A 19,321-nucleotide genomic window follows, 5' to 3' on the forward strand; every position below is an offset into this window, starting at 1 on the left:
CGAGTCTGACTTTCACCGTCCCGTGGAGACTTCCCCTCACCCTAACTCTCTCTCCGCAAGCGGGAAGAGCGGATCAGCCGCAGCAATTGTTAGCTCATGTCCCAAACCGATATTGAAATCGTCGTCGACGATCCGACCGCTCCTGAGGACGACTCCCCCGCCGTCGCGAGCACCAGCACGGTCGAAATCATCGCCTGCCTGCTGCTGCTCGTGCTCGCCGCAATCCTCGGCTACGACAATTGGCGCACCGGCGCCTCCTGGGATTCAACCGGACCGGAGCCCGGTTATTTCCCGTTCTATCTCTCGCTCGTCCTGGGCGGCGCCAGCTTCTACGGTCTGATCGCAGCTCTCCTCGGGCGTCGTGAAACGAGCGAGACCTTCGTCACGCGGGCGCAGGCGCGCCGCGTGATGGCGGTGTTCGTGCCGACGCTGCTGTTCTGTCTGGTGACGCAGTTCCTCGGCCTCTATGTCGCGAGCTTCTTCCTGATTGCGGGTTTCATGCGGGCGATCGGCAAGATCGCGCTGTGGAAGTCGTTGCTCACCGCTCTTGTGTTCACGGCGGCCATGTTCGTCACCTTCGACATCGCCTTCGACGTCATCATGCCGAAGGGACCGCTCGAAGCGGCCTTCGGGTACTAAGCGGGGCCGCGATGGAAGCTTTCGGTCTCCTGCTGCACGGCTTCGCCGTCCTGCTGACGTGGAAGACGCTGGTGCTGATGATGGTCGGGCTGGTGCTCGGCATCTTCGTCGGCGTGCTGCCCGGGCTCGGCGGGCCCAATGGCGTTGCGATCCTGTTACCGCTCACCTTCACGATGGATCCCACCTCGGCCATCGTGATGCTGTCCTGCATCTATTGGGGTGCGCTGTTCGGCGGCGCCATTACCTCGATCCTGTTCAACATCCCCGGCGAAGCCTGGTCGGTCGCAACCACTTTCGACGGCTACCCAATGGCGCAGCAAGGCCGGGCGGCCGAGGCGCTGACCGCGGCGTTCACGTCCTCCTTTATCGGCTCGCTGGTCGCGGTGCTGCTCATCACCTTCCTCGCACCGATGATCTCGTCCTTTGCGCTCAAGTTCGGTCCGCCCGAGTTCTTCGCGGTGTACCTGCTCACTTTCTGCTCCTTCGTCGGTTTGGGGCGCGAAGCCAAGCACAAGACGGTCATCTCGATGTCGCTCGGTCTGCTGCTGGCCGGCATCGGCATGGACACGGTGTCGGGTCAGCTACGCATGACCTTCGGCTCCGCCGAGCTCCTGCGCGGGATCAACTTCCTGGTCGCCGTCATCGGCCTGTTCGGCATCAGCGAGATCCTGCTGACGATGGAGGAGCGGTTGGCGCTGCGCGGCCACGCCGCCAGCATCTCGCTGCGCGTGGTCCTGAGCGTGTGGAAGGACCTGCCGAAATACTGGGTGACGCTGCTGCGCTCCTCCTTCATCGGCTGCTGGCTCGGCATCACCCCCGGCGGGGCGATCGCGGCGTCCTTCATGGGCTACAATCTCGCCAAGCGCTTTGCCAAGGATTCGGAGAGCTTCGGCAAGGGCCGGATCGAAGGCGTGTTCGCGCCTGAGACGGCGGCGCATGCCTCCGGCACCTCGGCGCTGCTGCCGATGCTGGCGCTCGGCATTCCGGGCTCCGGCACCGCGGCGATCCTGCTCGGCGGGTTGATGGTATGGGGGCTCAACCCCGGCCCGCTGCTGTTCGTCGAGCACAAGGACTTCGTCTGGGGCCTGATCGCCTCGATGTATCTCGGCAATGTCGTCGGTCTCGTGCTGGTGCTGACGACGGTGCCGATCTTCGCCTCGATCCTCCGCGTGCCGTTCGCGGCGGTGGCGCCGATGATTGTGGTGTCCTGCGCGATCGGCGCTTATGCCATCCAGAACGCGATGTTCGACATCTGGCTGATGCTAGGCTTCGGTGTCGTCGGCTACGTCTTCAAGAAAATCGGCATTCCCCTGGCGCCGTTCACCCTTGCGCTCGTGCTCGGCAACCGCGCCGAGGACGCCTTTCGCCTGTCGATGATCGGCGCCAGTGGTGACCTCAAGGTGTTCTGGTCGAACGGCTTGGTCGGTTCGATCACGACGTTGGCGATCGTGCTGCTGTTCTGGCCTGTCATCGACGGGGTGCTGGGGCGCCTCGGCTGGACGCAGAGGACCAGAACGACCCCGCGTTAGGAAGGCTCCGTGGGCACGCAATACTGAAATCAACCCAAAGCGTTCATTATGAGGCGAGGCCCGGTTCGCGCCGGGCTATCGTTAGCGACATAGTGCGGTGCTCACACCACCTTGGCGTCCCGGAGCGTTGCGATCTCGTCGGTACTGAAGCCGAACTCTTTCAGCACCTCGTCGGTCTGCTCGCCGAATTCCGGCGGGGGTGCCACCATCCTGCTCGGCGTGCGCGACAACGTCACGGGCTGGCCGACCAGGCGGATTTGCCGGCCCTCGTCGTTGGGCACGTCCTGCGCGATGCCGAGATGCTTGACCTGCGCATCGTCGAACATCTGGTCGATGGCATAGATCGGCCCGCAGGGCACCCCGGCCTCATTGAGCTCGCGGACCCAGGTCTCGGTTGGTTTCGTCACCGTGCGCTTCTCGATCTCGGCGTTGAGGGCGTCGCGGTTCTTCGAGCGCGCCGGTGCCGTGGCATAGTCAGGATTGGTGACGAGTTCGGGGGCGCCGACGGCCTGCGCGCAGCGCTCCCAGATCCGTCCGCCCGTCGTGGCGATGTTGATATAGCCGTCCGAAGTCTTGAACACGCCGGTCGGGATGCTGGTCGGGTGGTTGTTGCCGGCCTGCTTGGCGACTTCCTTTTCCATCAGCCAGCGCGCGGCCTGGAAGTCGAGCATGAAGATCTGGGCCTGCAGCAGCGAGGTCTGCACCCACTGGCCCTTGCCGGAGACCTCGCGCTCGAGCAGCGCGGTGAGGATGCCCATGGCGCAGAACAGGCCCGCGGTGAGGTCGGCGACGGGGATGCCGACCCGCATCGGACCTTGACCCGGCGCGCCGGTGATCGACATCAGGCCGCCCATTCCTTGCGCAATCTGATCGAAACCCGGCCGCTTGTGATAGGGGCCGTCCTGGCCGAAGCCGGAAATGCTGCCATAGACGATGCGCGGGTTGATCGCGGAGAGGCTCGCATAGTCGATGCCGAGCTTCTTCTTCACGTCAGGGCGGAAATTCTCGACGACGACGTCGGCCTTGGCGGCGAGGCGCTTGAACACGGCGAGCCCGCGCTCGTCCTTCAGGTTCAGCGTCATGGCCCGCTTGTTGCGGTGCAAGTTCTGGAAGTCGGAACCCTGCCGCGGGCCGCCTGGCTGCTCACCGCCGGAATCCTCGGTCAGGGCGTCGACCTTGATCACGGTCGCCCCCCAATCCGCGAGCTGCCGCACGCAAGTGGGCCCGGAGCGGACGCGGGTCAGATCGAGCACGGTGAAGCGCGACAGGGCTTCCGAGGCATGCGGAAAGGGCATCTTGGCTGGCTCCGGGAACAGATTGCGGGCCTACCATAGTGCCGAAAGATCGGGCGACAAGACCGGCCCGGCGCCGATACCGCCTGTCAAAATGCGATGCCTCGGTCGGCCTTTGCCCCGTGCAGAGGTCATCGCGACAGTCGCTTGAGCTCCGCGCGCGCCTTCTCGGCCAGCGGGTCGTCGCCATGGCGGGCGATGAACAGCTCGAACGCTTCCGCCGTCCCCTTCTGGCGAGCGAGCTCGTATTCCTCGGCGACGGCTGCCGAGGGGGCGCGAGCTGGGGGAACCGAGGGCGCGCGCCGCGCCTTGCCGCCGTCGTCCGCGTTGGCTTTTCCGACCATGAGAGGCAGTCCTCCGGGGGGCAGGCGATCCGGCGCTGAAAGCGCCATCAGGGCGCCGGCGAAGCCTACACAGATCGGGTGAAGTTTCATGACGTTCCTTGCAAATCACGAGGGTCCGCCGGAACCGGTTTCGTTCCGATCCGTATGACTACGGAATTTGATGCTTAACACAGTGTTGCGGAAGAGGTCGGGCCACTTCGCCCCATTTAAACCAAACGTATATTTCTCAAGGTAGAATCAGTTGTCTATTCCCCGAATCGAACGGGGCTTGCTGTTTCGGAGTTTCCCTTGGCGACCGCAGTCAACGTTAGTGCGACCAACAACGCAGACATCGACGGACTGTTGGCGGGCGTCAAATGGTCCGGCACGATCAGCTATAGCTTCCCCACTTCGTCCGCCACTTATGCCTATCCTTATTCCGGCGGCGACAGTGAACCGACCACGTCGGGCTTTTCGTCTGCGCCGACCCAGATGCAGTCCGCGATCAACTACGCCATTGCGTTGATCAAGAGCTACACCAACGCCAGCATCAGCTATAACGGCACTGGCTCCTCCGACATCATGATCGCGCAGTCGCCGGCTGCCAATCCGACCTCCTACGCCTATTACCCCGGCAACTATGCGGCCGGCGGCGACGTCTGGTTTGGCACGCAATACGACTACACGCAGGCGCAGCTCGGAAACTACTATTTCACGACCGCGCTGCATGAGCTCGGTCATGCCTTCGGCCTCAAGCACAGCCAGGAAACCGGCGGCGTCGCCAATGTCGCGGTGCCGACCGCCCATGACGACAGCGAATACACCGTCATGAGCTACCGCAGCTATGTCGGCGGTCCGCTCACCGGCTACACCAACGAGCAATACGGATATCCAGAGACCTATATGGCCAACGATATCCTCGCGCTCCAGACGCTGTACGGCGCGAACTTCACGACCCAGAGCAGCAATACGGTCTACACCTGGAGCCCGACCACGGGGCAGGAGTTCATCAACGGCGTCGGGCAACTGGCGGATGGCGGTGGCGTCGGCGGTTCCGCCAACCGCATTTACGAGACCGTCTGGGATGGCGGCGGTGTCGATACCTACGACCTGTCGAACTACACCACCAACCTGACCATCAATCTCAATGCCGGCGCCTCGTCGGTGTTCTCCACGACGCAGCTGGCCTATCTCGGCAACGGCCACTACGCGTCCGGGAACGTCTACAATGCCTATCTCTACAATGGCGACACGCGCTCGCTGATCGACAATGCGACCGGTGGTTCGGGCAACGACACCATCATCGGCAACGCCATTGCCAACGTTCTGAAGGGCGGCGGCGGCAACGACACGATCACCGGCGGCGGCGGCAACGATACCATCGATGGCGGTGCCGGCACCGATACGGCGGTGTATTCGGGCAACCAGGCCAACTACAGCATCTCGTACAATTCAACGACGCATGCGTTCACGATCATCGACCAGCGCTCGGGGTCTCCAGACGGCACCGATACCGTCACGAATGTCGAGTATTTCCAGTTTGCCGACGGGACCGTTGCGAGCGATGCGTTTCTCGCGCCAGCCGTCGTGATCGAGCACGCGGGCTCTACGAGTCTTGGGCAAATCAACAGTCACTACTTTCTTGATCCGGCCGCGGGCGGAATAGGGCCCGAGGTGATGCTCAACGGCGCACCGCTCGCCGCGGGGCAGTTTTCCGGCTGGTCCCCGGTGGGAGCCGAGAAGCTTTCGAGCGGTTACGGGCTCGCCATGGAGTCGAGCTCCGGCCAGTTCATCATCTGGACGCTGGACGACAGCGGCAACTACGTGACGAATGCAGCGCCAATCTCCGGCACGAGCGCTGCGCTCGAGAATTACGAGACGAGCTTCCATCAGGATCTGAACGGTGACGGGACTATCGGAATCCCGGCAAGTGCCCTGCCAAGCACGACGATCGAAGCGCACGGCGCGACGAGTCTGGTGCAGGTGGGAAGCAATTACTTCCTCAATCCGACCGCGGGCGGCTCGGGGCCGGAGGTGATGCTGAACGGCGCACCGTTGGCCTCGGGCCAGTTTTCCGGCTGGTCCCCGGTAGGAGCCGAGAAGCTCTCAAGCGGCTACGAACTCGCCATGGAGTCGAGCTCCGGCCAGTTCATCATCTGGACGCTGGATAACAGCGGCAATTACGTGACGAATGCAGCGCCAGTCGCCGGCACCAGCACGACGCTCGAGAATTACGAGCCGAGCTTCCAGCAGGATCTGAATGGCGACGGAGTGATCGGAGTTCCGTCCGGCACGAGCGTCACGACCATCGAAGCCTTTGGCGCGACGAGTCTAGTGCAAATTGGAAGCAATTACTTCCTCAATCCGACCGCGGGCGGCTCGGGGCCCGAGGTGATGCTTCAAGGCGCGCCGCTTGCCGCGGGACAGTTTACGGGTTGGTCCCCGATGGCTGCGGAAAAGACCTCAAACGGGTTTATCTTTGCGATGCATTCGAGCGGATCCGATCAGTTCATTATCTGGACGCTGGACAACAACGCAAACTATGTGACCAACACCGCGCCGATGTCGGGCTCGAGCACCGCGTTGAAGAGCTATGAAGCGAGCTTCCAGCAGGATCTGAACGGCGACGGGGTGATCTCGCCGGCGTCCGCTGCTCCCGCGGCCCCTGCGGACAATGTGGCGCACGACACTTCTACCCACGACACCGCAGATCTCATACATGCGATTCTCAGCCAGCACCCGGGCTTTTTGCTGTCGTGACAGCCATCGACGTAAACTGCGTCGCCCGGTAATCGCCGTCAGTTCTTGGCCAGCGTGCCGGACCGGGATAGTGCTTCGAACAGGAATTCAGCGATCCGCTGATTTGCCAACTCGTTCGTGTGCGCAAAATCAAGGTAGACTGGTTCGGTGACGTCGTTGAGAAGGTTCGTTGCGTCAAACGCGACGACACCGGCGGACGTCAGGGATCCGGTCAACGATTTGAATTCGTCGTGAGCGGCGCGTAGAGCTGGCTCAGTACCTTCCATTGTGAGAAAGTGGTTCTGAACCAAGGGAAGCTCAAAGTCGCGGAGCGGTCGCGTAAACAGGTCGGGCTGCAGGACGTGGACGAAGGCTGCGCCCTTCGAACGGACATAAGCGTTGGTTTCGAGAATGCCGTGAAGCAGCTTCTCCTCCGATTCGACGGCCAGTGATTTGATCTGATCCGGGTGCTTCAGGTGCTCTGGAAGATAGTTCGTCGATTTCGCATACAGCCAATTGAAGAAACGACTGTACCTCGCGAGCCGTTCGATTGCAGGTCTGTTGCGAGCGATGAAGTTGTCGAGGTGTTTACGGTTCTCGCCGACGATCCACCCGTCGAAATTCGCATAGAAGACGCCCTGCATCGCATCGCCCGTACCATCGTAGAACAGCACGATGTCTTGAGGGGCGATCGTCAAGGTCTTTAGGCGCTCCAGCTGTTGGGCGACGTTGACGCCGGATGCACCAAAATTGAGGACTTGAATCTTCGCGATTCCGTGGGACTTGAGAATAGCCTGGAGCCGGCTTGCTATTGTGAAGTCGTCGGGCACTTCGGCGTTGTAAATGGTCGAACTCCCGATCAGGAGAATTCGGCGTTCGGCTGTGCTGGGAGAGCCGACAGTTCGGCGGATGCCCTCGCTGACGTTGAACCAACGGCCGCTGTAGTCCCCGGGATATATGATCCTGGTTCCTTTCGGGTTGATCCAATTCTGATGTGCGCGTGATTCCTGGATGAAATCCTGCGAGAAAAATGGGGAATTCTTGTATGCGGGAGGACGCGAGCTTCGGTAGTCCCACACGCTTGGTGGAACGTACGGAAACAAGAGCCGCGCCACGCCTTCGACACTTAATCCCAAGAACGCAAAGACGACGAGCCATGCCCCAAGCAGCCGCACGCCGGAAGACAGAGCGCGTTTCACGGCGCCGGGGTTCTTGATCTCGCCGCCCTTGCTTGCTTCAGTCGAGGTCAAATGCATGCTCGTAGTTCAATTTGAGGGCGGGATCCTGATCTTCCTTCTTCAAATAAGCGTTGCCGACCACCAGCACTTCAATTTCTGAGCCCATGAAGCATCTAAACGCATCGGTGGGAGTGCAGACGATCGGTTCACCTCGAACGTTGAAGCTCGTATTCACCAGCAGCGGGCAACCTGTAAGAGCTTTGAACCGGGAGATCAGCGCGTGGTACGGCGCGTTCGTTTCACGGTGGACGGTCTGGATACGTGCGGAGTAATCGACGTGCGTCACGGCCGGAATGTCCGATCTGGGAACATTGAGCTTGTCGATGCCGAACAATGAAGCTTCGTCCGGTGTCATTTGCCGTCGGCGCGAACCGACGACGTCGGCGACCAGAAGCATATACGGCGAGTCGCAATCGAGCTCGAACCAATTGGCCACGTCTTCCCTGAGCACCGAGGGAGCAAAAGGGCGGAAGCTCTCGCGATATTTCACCTTGAGATTGAGCAGTTTCTGCATGGTGGGAGATCGCGGGTCGCCAAGTATCGATCTCGCGCCAAGGGCACGGGGCCCAAACTCCATGCGGCCCTGCATCCACCCCACCGCTTTGCCTTCGGCCAGGGCCTGAGCCGTGGCGTCGATGATCTCGTCGTTGGTGAGGGAAGTGAAGCGGGCTTGGGCACCCTGCAATTGTTGCTCGATTTCGGCTTGGCTGAACTCGGGCCCAAGATAAGCGCCCTTCATACCGTCCTGACCGTTGGGCAGCATGCGACGCGGCTGCCGCATGCTCAGATGATATGCGGCCAGAGCGGTTCCGACCGCACCTCCGGCATCCCCAGCCGCGGGCTGGATCCAGATGTCTTCAAAAATTCCTTCCTTGAGGAGCTTGCCGTTGGCGACGCAATTGAGCGCAACGCCTCCAGCGAGACAGAGATTCTTGGCGCCGGTCTCCGTCCGAATGGACCGTGCGATCTTGAGCACGATGTCTTCGGTGACTGATTGGATCGAGGCGGCCATGTCCATGTGAAACTGGGTCAGCAGCTGTTCGGCCGTTCTTGCCGGGTGACCGAACTGATCGGCAAAGCGCTCGTTGGTCATCGTGAGCCCGGTGCAGTAGTCGAAGTACTGCTGATCGAGCCAGAAGCTGCCATCCGGCTTAACGTCGACAATGCGATCGAGGATCTGTTGCGCGTATTTTGGAACGCCGTAGGGTGCAAGGCCCATGACCTTGTACTCGCCGGAGTTGACCTTGAAGCCGAGATAATAAGTAAAGGCCGAATAAAGCAGGCCGAGCGAATGCGGAAAGTGCAGCTCCTTCTGGATAGCGAGATCGTTCCCGCTTCCGATCGCCAGCGAGGACGTCGTCCACTCGCCGACGCCGTCCATCGTGAGGACTGCGGCGTCGACGAAGGGAGAGGGAAAGAAGGCGGACGCGGCGTGAGCAAAATGATGCTCGGAAAAGAGCAGCTTTTTCGGGTCGATATCGACCTCGGCGATTTTTCCAAACTCGCGAAGAAGAAGGTCCTTCTGAAAAAGCTTCTCACGGAGCCACAACGGCATGGCTTTTCGAAAAGACGAAAAGCCTTTCGGTGCAAACGACAGGTAGGTCTCGAGCAGTCGCTCGAATTTCAAGAACGGCTTGTCGTAGAAGGAGATTGCGTCGAGCTCACCCAGCGAGCAGCCGGCGTGTCGCAGGCAGTAGTTGATCGCGTTCGAAGGAAAAGAAGGGTCGTGCTTTCGTCGTGTGAAGCGCTCCTCCTGGGCCGCTGCGACAATATGGCCGTCTTCGATCAGTGCCGCGGCGCTGTCGTGATAGTAAGCAGATATGCCCAGAATCCGCATCGGGGAGGCGGCTAAAACAAGGCATAAATGAACGGCGCGACGGCGCTCGTCTGACTGAGCACGATCAACCCGCCCAGCAGCGCCATCATCACCAGAACGGGGAGTAGCCAAAACTTCTTGCGCACGCGCAAGAATGCCCAAAACTCAGCGAGAAACGACAAGATGATCTCCTAGAACTGATGATGCATGCTCGCGGCGTCCGGCCCAGGAGGTTGGCGCGCTATCCAGTAGGAGGACTTGCCTGGGTCCTTCTTGACGTGAAGGAAGTCCTTGCCGAACGCGCGAGCCAGAAAACCGATCGGTGCGATGACGAGAAAGAACAGGATACCGAGCGCGATAGGCGCGACGATCAGCGACAGCAGATGGCCGAACTTCATCCACAGCCTGTTGAGCGGGCTGAGCCAGGCGGCATTCCGCACGCCGGCGACACCAAACACCACCGCAAGCAGAGCAACGACCATCCAGGTCATCTTGCCTTGATAGGCCAGATGCCCGGCCCAGGCGGCAAAGACGACGGTGAACACAAGCCCGAAGGATCGGTTTGATGGAGTTCCGACCGAAAGACTGCGCGCGCCGAATTCGTGGTGATTGCCGTTCGTCATTTGCCCAGCATGTCGGAATTTAATGCGGGCTCTAGATACAGGCGTTTTATCTTGGTGGCAAATGGAAAGCGAATTCAATCACTTAGAAGTCGAAATAGATGAATTTGGCAGAGCTGCCCTGGCTGAGCGCGATGGCCAGCGTGGCAAGCACCAACAGCAGAGCCCACACCACGGATATCGGTGCGGACTTGAGGGCTAGCCGAATTCTCGCATGGCTATCAAAGGGATGGGCGGCAAGGAACACGACGATCAGGGCGATGGGGTAAGCATGGTCCGACAGGAAGGCCCAAGCGTCTGACGAGGTTCCCATGAAGGGTCCCGCAAGGATATCTTTGGCCACTCCAAGGGTGGGTGAGCGAAAGTAGATCCAAGCGAGCGTCACGAAGTTGAACGTGGCGATGATGCCGAGCCAACGAGGCAATTTGAAATCGGGCCAATAGCGATTGCGCAAATGGTTTGCCGCAAGCCCGCAGCCGTGCAGGCCTCCCCATATGACAAAGGTCCAGTTGGCACCGTGCCAGAGGCCACCCAAGAGCATGGTGATCATGAGGTTGATGATCTGGCGGGCAAATCCGAGCCGGTTGCCGCCCAGCGGGATATAGAGATAGTCGCGCAGCCAGAACGACAAGGTGATGTGCCACCGGCGCCAAAACTCGACAATCGAGCCCGAACTGTAAGGCGATCTGAAGTTCTGCGGCAGGCGAATGCGAAGGAGATAAGCGAGGCCGATCGCCATGTCGGTATAGCCGCTGAAATCGCAGTAGATCTGAATCGAGAAGCCGTAGATCGCAAGCAGATAGTCATAGCTGCCGTGGGGGCCCTGCGCGTAGACCGCGTCGACGTAAGGAGCGATCGCGTCAGCAAAGATCAGCTTTTTGCAGAGACCCAGAACGAACAGGGCCATCCCCAGAGTGAAGCGAGCACCTAACGCTCGCGTCATCTTCGAGAGTTGAGGCAGAAACTCGTTCGGTCGAAGAATCGGCCCGGCGATCAAATGGGGAAAGAACAATACGTAGCCGAGGATCTCCGTGAATCTGCGGACGGGAGGGAAGCGGCCTCGGTAAGTGTCGACCACGTAAGCCGTGAGAGTGAACGTGACGAACGACACCCCGAGAGGAAGCGCAAAGCGAAACCTGTCGTCAGATCCATGCGCGGATGCCCCGAGCACATCGTAGACGAGAAAGTGCGTGTATTTAAATGCGATCAGCGGAGCGAAAAGCAGAATCAAAGTACCAACGAGGCGCCGCTTTCGAATTTCCGGCGCCTTCGCTCGCGCAATGAACAGCACGCCGCCCCATGCGATTGCGCTGAGCAGGTAAGGCAGCCAGATATACTCGATCTTCCACCAGCCGTAGAAGATCGTGCTCCCGACGATCAAAAGGTAGAGACGATAGCGTGGCGGCGTCGCAAGATGAGCGCCGAAATACAAGGCGAAGAAGGCGCCGAAGACCGGATCGGAGAAAAGCATCTCGTTTCGCGATTATGGATCGAGAACGGGAAGAATGGCGTCGGCCATCAATTTGTGACCCAATGCATTGGGATGCGGATCGCCGGGCATCGCCCAAATCTGTTCGGGCGACAGATTGCTCAGCGCCGGAAGAAGATCGACGTACTTGTAGCCATCGGCCTGCGCGATGGCGCGCATTTTATCGTGGATGAAGCCGAACGGATAGTTCTTGAGATTATGAACGTCGGGCATCATTGCGAAATAAAGGTGGATGTTGTTCTTCTTTGCATAGTCGGCGAGCTCGCGAAGCTGACGCTGCATTTCGATGAAGCCCGGCTGATCGTCGCGATAGACTTTCTGATAGTGCTCGATCAGCGACGTTTCGCCGGACCTGTGCAAGACGCGATTTGCTGCGATCCAGATCGTCACGGCAAGCTCGCTGTTCCTCAAGAACCAGTTTCCCGCACTGGGGTCGAGCTGCTCGGCATCGCGAAGAAAGTAGTGTACGACGATATCCGTCGGCTTCAGTCCTTCGAGCTCCGAGAAGAACCGCTGAACGTATCGTTCAGCATTGTAATTGCCGACACCGCCATTGAGGACGTCAACGCTCTCGCCCTTCTCACGCAGGGCAGTCTGGATGCGAGAAGTGACCGTCTCGTTCTCCGGTACGCCCCAGCCGAGGGTGATGGAGCCGCCCAGGAAAAGGATACGGCGCTGGACCTCATTGCGCGGCAATACGGGCCCGCCGCGCAACTTCCAGTCGTTCGTCCGGATTTCCACGGATTGGAGTATCGCGGAACCGTTCTTGATGTGGTCATGTCCCAGCTCAGGCTGGGGGCTAGGAGTCTTCAGCTCTCGGGCGTAGCGCCACATTTCGATATCGTAGTTCTTCATAGAGCTGTTCTTGAGGCGCAGGATGCCTTCGGCTGCGACTACGGAAACCAGCAACGAAAGGCCGAATGCGATTGCCGAGAAGACGAATTGCTTGCGCATGCTGTAGAACCGTTCGGAAATTCGTGATTTTGCCGATCGCCGGCGAGCCAATTTTTGCCCGCTAAGGCCCGGTAGGCCCGCCGATGGATTTGGGTGTCGTTTCCCAAGTTGTCTATCCGTCTTGAGGGGCGCTTTCAATCCACAATCCCGTCGCGCTCCCCGGTACTTCCCGCTATAGAGCCAGCTTAGATCTGTCAGTCCGACGAGGATCGGTTTTGCAACCGTGCCACTGCCATGCGGCTCGCTCGTCTGCCATGAAGGGTGCGTTTTGACCGGTACGCAGATTGATCCGCGAGGGAAGACCGACGGCCCCCGACGCGAGGGGGGGCGTTTCTACCGGCTTGTTCACGGCTGGTCCGCGAACCTTGTACAGATGCTGCTTGCTCTGACGCAGCAGCTTCTCCTGATCCCGACCTTCCTTCATTTCTGGAGCAGTGACACGCTTGCGGCCTGGCTCGCGCTCTATGCGGCCGGCAGCCTCGTCGTTGTCGCCGACGCCGGTTTGCAGCTTCGCGCCATCAACCGCTTTCTCGCCTTCAAGGCCTGCGCCGATTGCGAGGGACGCACGGCGAATTTCTGCGCGCGCATGATGCGGCTCTATCTGGGGATCGTCGTAGGACTCGGCGTATTGCTGATTGCGGGTACCGAGCTGTTTCCGCCCGCGGCAGTCCTCGGATTTCACAAGACGCAGAGCTTCGATGTCGCGATGATCGTCATCACCGTCGGCACGCTGCTCGCTCTGCCCGCCAATCTCGTTTCGGGGCTCTATCGCGTGCGCGGCAAATACAGCCGCGCCGTCTGGTCGCAGAACGTCGCGCTGCTGGTTGGACAGATCGGGCAGTTCATTGCGGTCGCATGGTTCGGCAGCCTGCTTGCGGTCGCCATCACCTACGTCGCGACGCAGATCCTGTTCGCGCTGTTCCTGGTCGTCTACGATGCGCCGCGCCAGCTGCCATTCCTGAAGCGCGGCCGAGCGGTCGCGTCATCGTCCTGGCGCTGGAAGGCCGGACAATTCCGCCTCGCGCTTCCGTTCGCCGTTGCCAACTTGACGGAGATTGCGCTCGCCAACGCGCCGATGCTGCTGGTCAGCGCGATGGTTGCCGATCGCGTGGCGGTCGCGCAATGGGGCCTGATCCGCGTCATCTCGAGCTTCCTACGGGGCATCTGTATCCAGATGACGTTGCCGATCGGCGCCGAGCTCGGCCATGATTTTGCGATTGGAGACAAGGTGCGACTGCGTGGCCTCTATGCCTACGGATCGCTGTTCATCACTGCCATGGCCAGCCTGATCGTCGGCGGGTTGTTGCCGTTCTGGTCGGATTTCTTCGCGTTGTGGACGCATGGCAGCATTCCGAACGATGCCGCGCTCACCGTCACGCTGCTGATGGGCTCGGCCGTCGTCGCGCCGTCGCTGATGGCTCTTGGCTTTGCCAATCATAGCAATCGGGGCGATCTGCTGGTGCGGACCAAGGGAGCGCAGCTGGTCGTTTTCCTGATCCTGTCGGCCGTGCTGATTCCCCGGCTTGGTCCTCTCGGCGCCGCAATCGCGATCGTCGCAAGCGATCTGTTGACCCAGATCGGAATCCTGACGCTCGTGATCGTGCGGCAGACGCTGGCCCATCCGGTTCGCCACATGCTGGTCCTGATCACGATCATGGCCGTGATCATGCTCGGCGGATGGGGCCTTGGATTGGCGATCCGGGGCATTGTGCCGGGCGCGGGGCTGCTGCGCTTCCTGACGGAATGCGCGATCTGGCTCGTGGTCGTTGCCATCGCAGCAAGCCCGCTTCTGATGGAGCGGGTGCGTGGGCGAGTGCTGGCGGCGGTGCCGAACTAGCGTCAGTAGATTTGGGGGTAGCGGCGGTATCGCAGCCGCATCAGGTGCCGGGCGAGCTGGCGATGCCCCTCGTCGATCCGCTCGGCGAAATGGGCGAGCCGTTGCTTGCCGGCCGCGGCGAGGCGGGTGCGCTCCTCGGCCGAGCCAACCTTGGTGATGGCCTCTGCGAGCGATGCGGGATCATCGTAGTCGAACAGAACGGCGGCGTCGCCGGCCTGCGCCTTGAAGGCTTCGGGATAGATCACCGGCGTGCCGACCGCCCAGGCCTCCAGCGGCGGCAGATTGGTCGGGCCGAAATAGGTGGCCATGACAAGCGCCTTGGCGCCGCGATAGAGCGCGCCGAGTTCCGCCGAGGGAACGAATCCGAGCATACGCACGGAATCGCCCAGCTCATATTGTGCGACCAGCGCCTCGAACGCAGTGCGCGCGCCGGGGTCCGAGCCGCACAGCACCAGCGTGTGCCGCTCTCCCTGGTCCCTGAGCAGGCGCATCGCAAGCAGGATGGTCGCGTGGTTCTTGTGCGACCAGAATTGCGCCGGATAGAACAGATAGCCGGGCTCGAGGTCGTGCTTGCTGAGGATCGCGGCATCCGCGGCCTCTTCACTCGTGCCCGGTCGCGACACGTAGACGGACGGCGAGAACGGAATGCAGACGGCGTGATCGCGCTCCATGGCGTAGCGCCGGCACAGCATGTCGATCAGCTCATCGGCGTTGGTGATGACCACGGCGGCCTTGGTGGCGGCACTGCGCCACACGATGTCGCGGCGCTCGAACTGGGCGAACTCGCGAACCTCGTCGAACTCAGGACTGTCGCGGAAGCAGCCGTCGAAAATCGTAATGATGAACGGCAGCTTGTAGAGCACCAGGTTCCAGTTCGACGTGGTGGTGAAGTAGACGATGTCGACGCCGGCGCGGCTCAGCTTCTTCTCGAATGGCGCACACGCGCGCAGGGCGAATTGCAGCAGGTCGAACGGTCCCAGGTACCTGAGGAACAGGAACAGACGGTCGAGCCAGCCGAGCTTCAGATATTCGCTGCTGATGCCGAGATCGGCGAGGATCGCGACGTTGTCCGGCAGTGTCGTGAATACGGTAACCTCGAGACCCGCGGTCTTGGCCCAGTCGCGCATCCAGATGATGTCGGTGAGCGACTGCTGGAAACCGCCGCCGACGTCGAGGGGAAGTTCGAGGAAAATGCCGACGTGATAGCGTTTCACGGCTGCGCGGCCTTTCTCGCGATCGAATAGGCGGCCCAGTCCTTCGTGTTGGGCGCGGCTCCAGACAACCAGGCATAACTGCCTGCCGGCTCGAACCCGCTGGTCCTGAGCGAGGCCTCGACCTCGAACGGAAACCAGTAGCGCATGCGGTGGGTCTCATCGACGCGCCGGATCGTCGAGCGCTCGGTGTCTTCGCAGAACAGGGTGTAGTTCACGCGTACCGTTGCCTTCTGCTCGTCGTGCTCCGATTGCGCGATCCGCGTCAGGCGCAGCGGGGGCTGCTCGATGACCTTCACGCGCGTCTCGACGCCTTGAGCCAGCACGGCGCCGCCATACCAATAATCGAAGAAGAATACGCCGCCGGGCTTCAACGCTGCGTGGGCGGTCCGGAACAGCGCCTCGAGCCGGTCGCGATCGTTCTGATAGCTGGCGACGTGAAACAGTGACACGACTGCGTCAAAGCCGGTTTCTGCGCCGGCCTCGCAGGCGTCTCCCTGCCGGAAGGGGATCTCGAGCCCGGCCTGCGCCGCGCGTGCGTTCGCGCTGGCGATCATGTCGGCGCTGAGATCGACGCCGGCGACGTCCCAGCCGCGACGCGCGAACTCGATCGCATGCACGCCCGTGCCGCAGCCGAGATCCAGCAGCTTGCCCGCGGCGATACCGTGGTCGCGCAGCCGGGCTTCGACAAAATCGACCTCCCCGGCGTAATCCTTGTCCCGGTATAGGAGGTCGTACCACGGCGCGTAGTCGGCAAACACGCTCACGCCAGAATCTCCTTCAGAGCCTGGGCGGAGCGCGCGATCTCATCCTCGGTCAGTGCGAGGCCGCTCGGCAGATAAAAGCCGCGGCGAGCGATGCGCTCCGCGATCGGGTGTCGCTCATTCAGCATGAACCCCATGCGCCGGAGCACGGGCTGCTCGTGCATGCACCAGAAAAACGGTCGCGTGCCGATGCCCTTCTCGGCAAGGCGCCGCATGGCCTCCTTGGCATCGAAGGGAACGTCGTCGTTCAGCACGATTCCGTAGACCCAATAGATGTTGTCGGCATAGTTGGTGCGGGGAACGGGGCGGCGGATGCCCTCGACGTTCTCGAGGTGGCTGTCGTAGAGCCGGCCGATGCGGCGCTTGATCTCGACAGTTCGCGGCAGGCGCTCGACCTGGGCGACGCCGAGAGCAGCCTGGAGGTTGGTCATACGCGCATTCCAGCCGAGCTCTTCGTGGATGAAGCGTTGCTGCGGCTGGAAACAGAGATTGCGAAGGCTGGCGAGACGATCGGCGAGAGCGTCGTCGTCGGTGAGGATCATGCCCCCTTCACCGGTCGTGACATGCTTGTTGGGATAGAAGCTGAAGGTCGAGACATCGCCAAAGCTGCCGCAGGGCGCACCGCGATAAGTCTGGCCGTGCATTTCGGCGGCGTCTTCGATGATCTTGAAGCCGCGGTTGCGGGCAAGCTCGATGATCGGGGCAAGATCGACAGGCAGGCCGTAGATGTGAACCAGCATGATCGCGCGCGTGCGCGATGTGACCGCAGCCTCGACGCCTTCGATCGTCATGTTCCAGGTTGCGGGATCGCAATCCACGGCGACTGGAACGAGGCCCGCGCGTACAATGGCGGCCGCGCAGCTGATGATGGTGAAGGTCGGGATGATGACTTCGTCACCGGGCTCAAGCCCCAGCGCGTGAACCGCGAGGTCGAGCGCGACAGAGCCATTGGTCACCGAAATGCCGTGCCGCCGTCCGGCGGCGCTCGCCATCGATTCCTCGAAGCGCTTGATGAACGGACCTTCCGACGAGATCCATCCGGTACGGATGCACTCAGCGAGGTACTCGGCCTCGTTGCCATCGAGGAGCGGCGTATTGACGGGAACGAAGGCGGAAGTCACAGCGCAGGACCCTTGACCCGTATCTCGGATGCGGGCACCTCGCGAAAGCGCGTCTTGTCGTTCTCGCCGGCATACGGGCCTTGTTTGATCTCGAACATCTCGACCGGCTCGATGACGTGGAAGCCGTGCGCACCGCTGCAGAGCAGGATGATATCGCCGGCGCCGAGCATGCGGCTCTCCAAATACTCCTCCGCTTCGGTATAGAAGTCGACCTGCAGCTTGCCCTTCTGGATGAGGAGGACTTCCTGCGTGAAATGCACCTCTCGCGTCACCTTGTTATGGCGATGCGGCGCAATGCTCTTGCCTTCCGGATGGCTCATGAAGGCGAGTTGTTGCGACAGCTCGGGCGAGGAGAAGAAGGTGATGCCAGGTTCGCGGAACGAGGCGCGAACGATGATCGCGTAGAGCTGCTCGCCGAATCTGACATGTTCGACGTGTTCCATCCGAGGCCTCAAGAAAAAACGCTGAAATCATAGCAACATAGCGCTGCTTTGAGCGGCACTTTGGCTATTTTGACCGGTATCGTCAAGGGCGGAACGGTCCCCCGCGCAGCCGCTCCCTGAGTTTCAACCCATGAAGCGGAGAATGTCTTCGATGCGCCGCCTGAACGTGTGGGTCGAAAGCGTCCGCGCCTGTCCCGCGGCGGCAATCGCGCGACGCTCGTCTTCGTTCCTGAGGTAGCGATCGATCGTCGCGAGGCAGTCGTCGACCGAGCGCCAGACCGCAACCTCGCGGCCTTCCTCGAACAGGGTGTGAAGGTTGTCCTTGAAATCGGTCAGGAGAAATGTGCCGGCGCCAGTTGCTTCGAACAGTCGCGCATTGCCAGCCTCACGTCCGGCCATGTCGATATGCGAGTTGAGTGTGATGCGTGACGAGCGGAGCGCCTGATACATTTCCACGCCCCACGCCTCGCCTTGATAGCAGCGGTGCAGGGGCGAGGAGGCTGGAAGTGTGTGCAGGCCGCTTCCAAATAGCTTCAAGTCGTATGTCCGCGCGACCGCCTCGAGCTGCGCCACCCGCTGCTGGTGATCAGCGGACACAATGCCGACGAACGAAATGTCGATATTGCGCTCAGGTGCCGGCGGAAGAGCGTTGAGGATCTCAGGCTCGAACGCCAGATGAACCACGTCGGCTCTGACTCCCAACTTGCGGAAGGACTGAACGACCTGGAACAGCTGCGAGATCATCAGATCATAGGCCGACCAGTCCTCGCCGCGCGAGGGCACGATGCCGACCTGCCCGACGAGGGTCGGCCGCCCGATGCCCTTGATTTGCCGGGCGAGGCGTGCGTCGACGTGAAAGACGTCCTGGTTCAGGACGAGGTCCGGCTTGAATTCCTCGATCTGAGCCAGCAGAATCCTTTCCGCCTGCGCATCCAGCCGCGGGCTCAGGCCCATCTTGCGTGCCAGCGGCCTGAGGATCGGCTTGAATGGTGCGATCACCCGCTGAAGTGCGCCGGGAATTGTTTGCCGTTGCGCCAGCGTGCCTGGCTCCGGCGGTGGGTCAAAAGCGAGCCCGTGTTCGCGCGCCCACGCGGCCTGCATCCAGGGATTGTTCACGTGAATGTCGGCGGCGGCGTGGCCCGCCGCAGCAAAGTTGCGTGAGTAGAAGTCGGCGACCCCGAACAGGCTGGCATTGCGCGCCCTCATCTGCGCTGCGTACGGCGCCGCGGCGAGATCGGGGGTGCGGCGATACAGCCAGGTCAGAAAGCGCGGATAGTCGGCATTGAGGATGAGGACGCGCATGCGG

General features: G+C 61.3%; 17 protein-coding genes. 4 read left to right on the top strand and 13 right to left on the bottom strand.

Annotated elements, in window-relative coordinates; all coding sequences use genetic code 11:
- Positions 1-96: 96 nt before the first annotated feature.
- Together X265_RS13525 and X265_RS13530 are read left to right on the top strand one after the other, a co-directional pair.
- Positions 97-639 (top strand): tripartite tricarboxylate transporter TctB family protein, encoded by a 543-nt coding sequence (locus X265_RS13525; RefSeq protein WP_128965250.1) that lies wholly within the window; start codon positions 97-99, stop codon positions 637-639.
- Positions 640-650: 11 nt separating this feature from the next.
- Positions 651-2,168, top strand: a complete 1,518-nt coding sequence (locus X265_RS13530; protein ID WP_128965251.1) for a tripartite tricarboxylate transporter permease — start codon at positions 651-653, stop codon at positions 2,166-2,168.
- A gap of 101 nt (positions 2,169-2,269) precedes the next feature.
- Here X265_RS13530 and X265_RS13535 read toward each other — a convergent pair whose 3' ends face one another.
- Together X265_RS13535 and X265_RS13540 are read right to left on the bottom strand one after the other, a co-directional pair.
- A complete protein-coding gene (locus X265_RS13535) occupies positions 2,270-3,463 on the bottom strand; it encodes a CaiB/BaiF CoA transferase family protein (RefSeq protein WP_128965252.1) in 1,194 nt (397 codons plus the stop codon).
- Positions 3,464-3,591: 128 nt separating this feature from the next.
- Positions 3,592-3,804, bottom strand: coding sequence for a hypothetical protein (locus X265_RS13540; protein WP_308421706.1), 213 nt, complete (start codon positions 3,802-3,804; stop codon positions 3,592-3,594).
- Positions 3,805-4,092: 288 nt separating this feature from the next.
- Between X265_RS13540 and X265_RS13545 the strand changes: the two genes are divergently transcribed.
- Entirely contained in the window at positions 4,093-6,543 is a 2,451-nt protein-coding gene (locus X265_RS13545) for a M10 family metallopeptidase C-terminal domain-containing protein (protein ID WP_128965254.1), read from the top strand.
- A gap of 38 nt (positions 6,544-6,581) precedes the next feature.
- Here X265_RS13545 and X265_RS13550 read toward each other — a convergent pair whose 3' ends face one another.
- From X265_RS13550 to X265_RS13570, 6 genes are all read right to left on the bottom strand, one after another.
- A complete protein-coding gene (locus X265_RS13550; protein ID WP_128965255.1) occupies positions 6,582-7,772 on the bottom strand; it encodes an SGNH/GDSL hydrolase family protein in 1,191 nt (396 codons plus the stop codon).
- Positions 7,759-9,597 carry a carbamoyltransferase family protein gene (locus X265_RS13555; RefSeq protein WP_128965256.1) on the bottom strand — a complete coding sequence of 613 codons (1,839 nt, stop codon included), beginning with the start codon at positions 9,595-9,597 and terminating at the stop codon, positions 7,759-7,761. Before X265_RS13555 ends, X265_RS13550 begins: the two co-directional genes overlap by 14 nt.
- A gap of 11 nt (positions 9,598-9,608) precedes the next feature.
- Complete coding sequence (locus X265_RS40445; protein ID WP_164938565.1) at positions 9,609-9,758, bottom strand: DUF5989 family protein; 150 nt, start codon at positions 9,756-9,758, stop codon at positions 9,609-9,611.
- A 9-nt stretch (positions 9,759-9,767) separates the two neighbouring features.
- Positions 9,768-10,199, bottom strand: a complete 432-nt coding sequence (locus X265_RS13560; RefSeq protein ID WP_128965257.1) for an SxtJ family membrane protein — start codon at positions 10,197-10,199, stop codon at positions 9,768-9,770.
- A gap of 82 nt (positions 10,200-10,281) precedes the next feature.
- Positions 10,282-11,667, bottom strand: a complete 1,386-nt coding sequence (locus tag X265_RS13565; RefSeq protein ID WP_128965258.1) for an MBOAT family O-acyltransferase — start codon at positions 11,665-11,667, stop codon at positions 10,282-10,284.
- A 12-nt stretch (positions 11,668-11,679) separates the two neighbouring features.
- Positions 11,680-12,639 (bottom strand): SGNH/GDSL hydrolase family protein, encoded by a 960-nt coding sequence (locus X265_RS13570; protein ID WP_128965259.1) that lies wholly within the window; start codon positions 12,637-12,639, stop codon positions 11,680-11,682.
- 373 nt (positions 12,640-13,012) lie between these two features.
- On the opposite strand from X265_RS13570, the gene X265_RS13575 reads away from it, so the two are divergent.
- A complete protein-coding gene (locus X265_RS13575) occupies positions 13,013-14,476 on the top strand; it encodes an MATE family efflux transporter (RefSeq protein ID WP_128965260.1) in 1,464 nt (487 codons plus the stop codon).
- Positions 14,477-14,478: 2 nt separating this feature from the next.
- Here the strand turns inward: X265_RS13575 and X265_RS13580 are convergent, their stop codons facing one another.
- The 5 genes from X265_RS13580 to X265_RS13600 all read right to left on the bottom strand — a co-directional run bounded on the left by X265_RS13580 (position 14,479) and on the right by X265_RS13600 (position 19,317).
- Complete coding sequence (locus tag X265_RS13580; RefSeq protein ID WP_128965261.1) at positions 14,479-15,690, bottom strand: glycosyltransferase; 1,212 nt, start codon at positions 15,688-15,690, stop codon at positions 14,479-14,481.
- Complete coding sequence (locus X265_RS13585) at positions 15,687-16,454, bottom strand: class I SAM-dependent DNA methyltransferase (protein WP_128965262.1); 768 nt, start codon at positions 16,452-16,454, stop codon at positions 15,687-15,689. Before X265_RS13585 ends, X265_RS13580 begins: the two co-directional genes overlap by 4 nt.
- Positions 16,451-17,572 (bottom strand): DegT/DnrJ/EryC1/StrS family aminotransferase, encoded by a 1,122-nt coding sequence (locus X265_RS13590; RefSeq protein ID WP_128965263.1) that lies wholly within the window; start codon positions 17,570-17,572, stop codon positions 16,451-16,453. Before X265_RS13590 ends, X265_RS13585 begins: the two co-directional genes overlap by 4 nt.
- Positions 17,569-18,015 carry a cupin domain-containing protein gene (locus X265_RS13595; RefSeq protein ID WP_128965264.1) on the bottom strand — a complete coding sequence of 149 codons (447 nt, stop codon included), beginning with the start codon at positions 18,013-18,015 and terminating at the stop codon, positions 17,569-17,571. The genes X265_RS13590 and X265_RS13595 overlap by 4 nt, the downstream gene beginning before the upstream one ends.
- Positions 18,016-18,138: 123 nt before the next feature.
- A complete protein-coding gene (locus X265_RS13600; protein ID WP_128965265.1) occupies positions 18,139-19,317 on the bottom strand; it encodes a CgeB family protein in 1,179 nt (392 codons plus the stop codon).
- Positions 19,318-19,321: the final 4 nt, after the last annotated feature.

The sequence above is a fragment of the Bradyrhizobium guangdongense genome, assembly GCF_004114975.1.
Classification (GTDB): domain Bacteria; phylum Pseudomonadota; class Alphaproteobacteria; order Rhizobiales; family Xanthobacteraceae; genus Bradyrhizobium; species Bradyrhizobium guangdongense.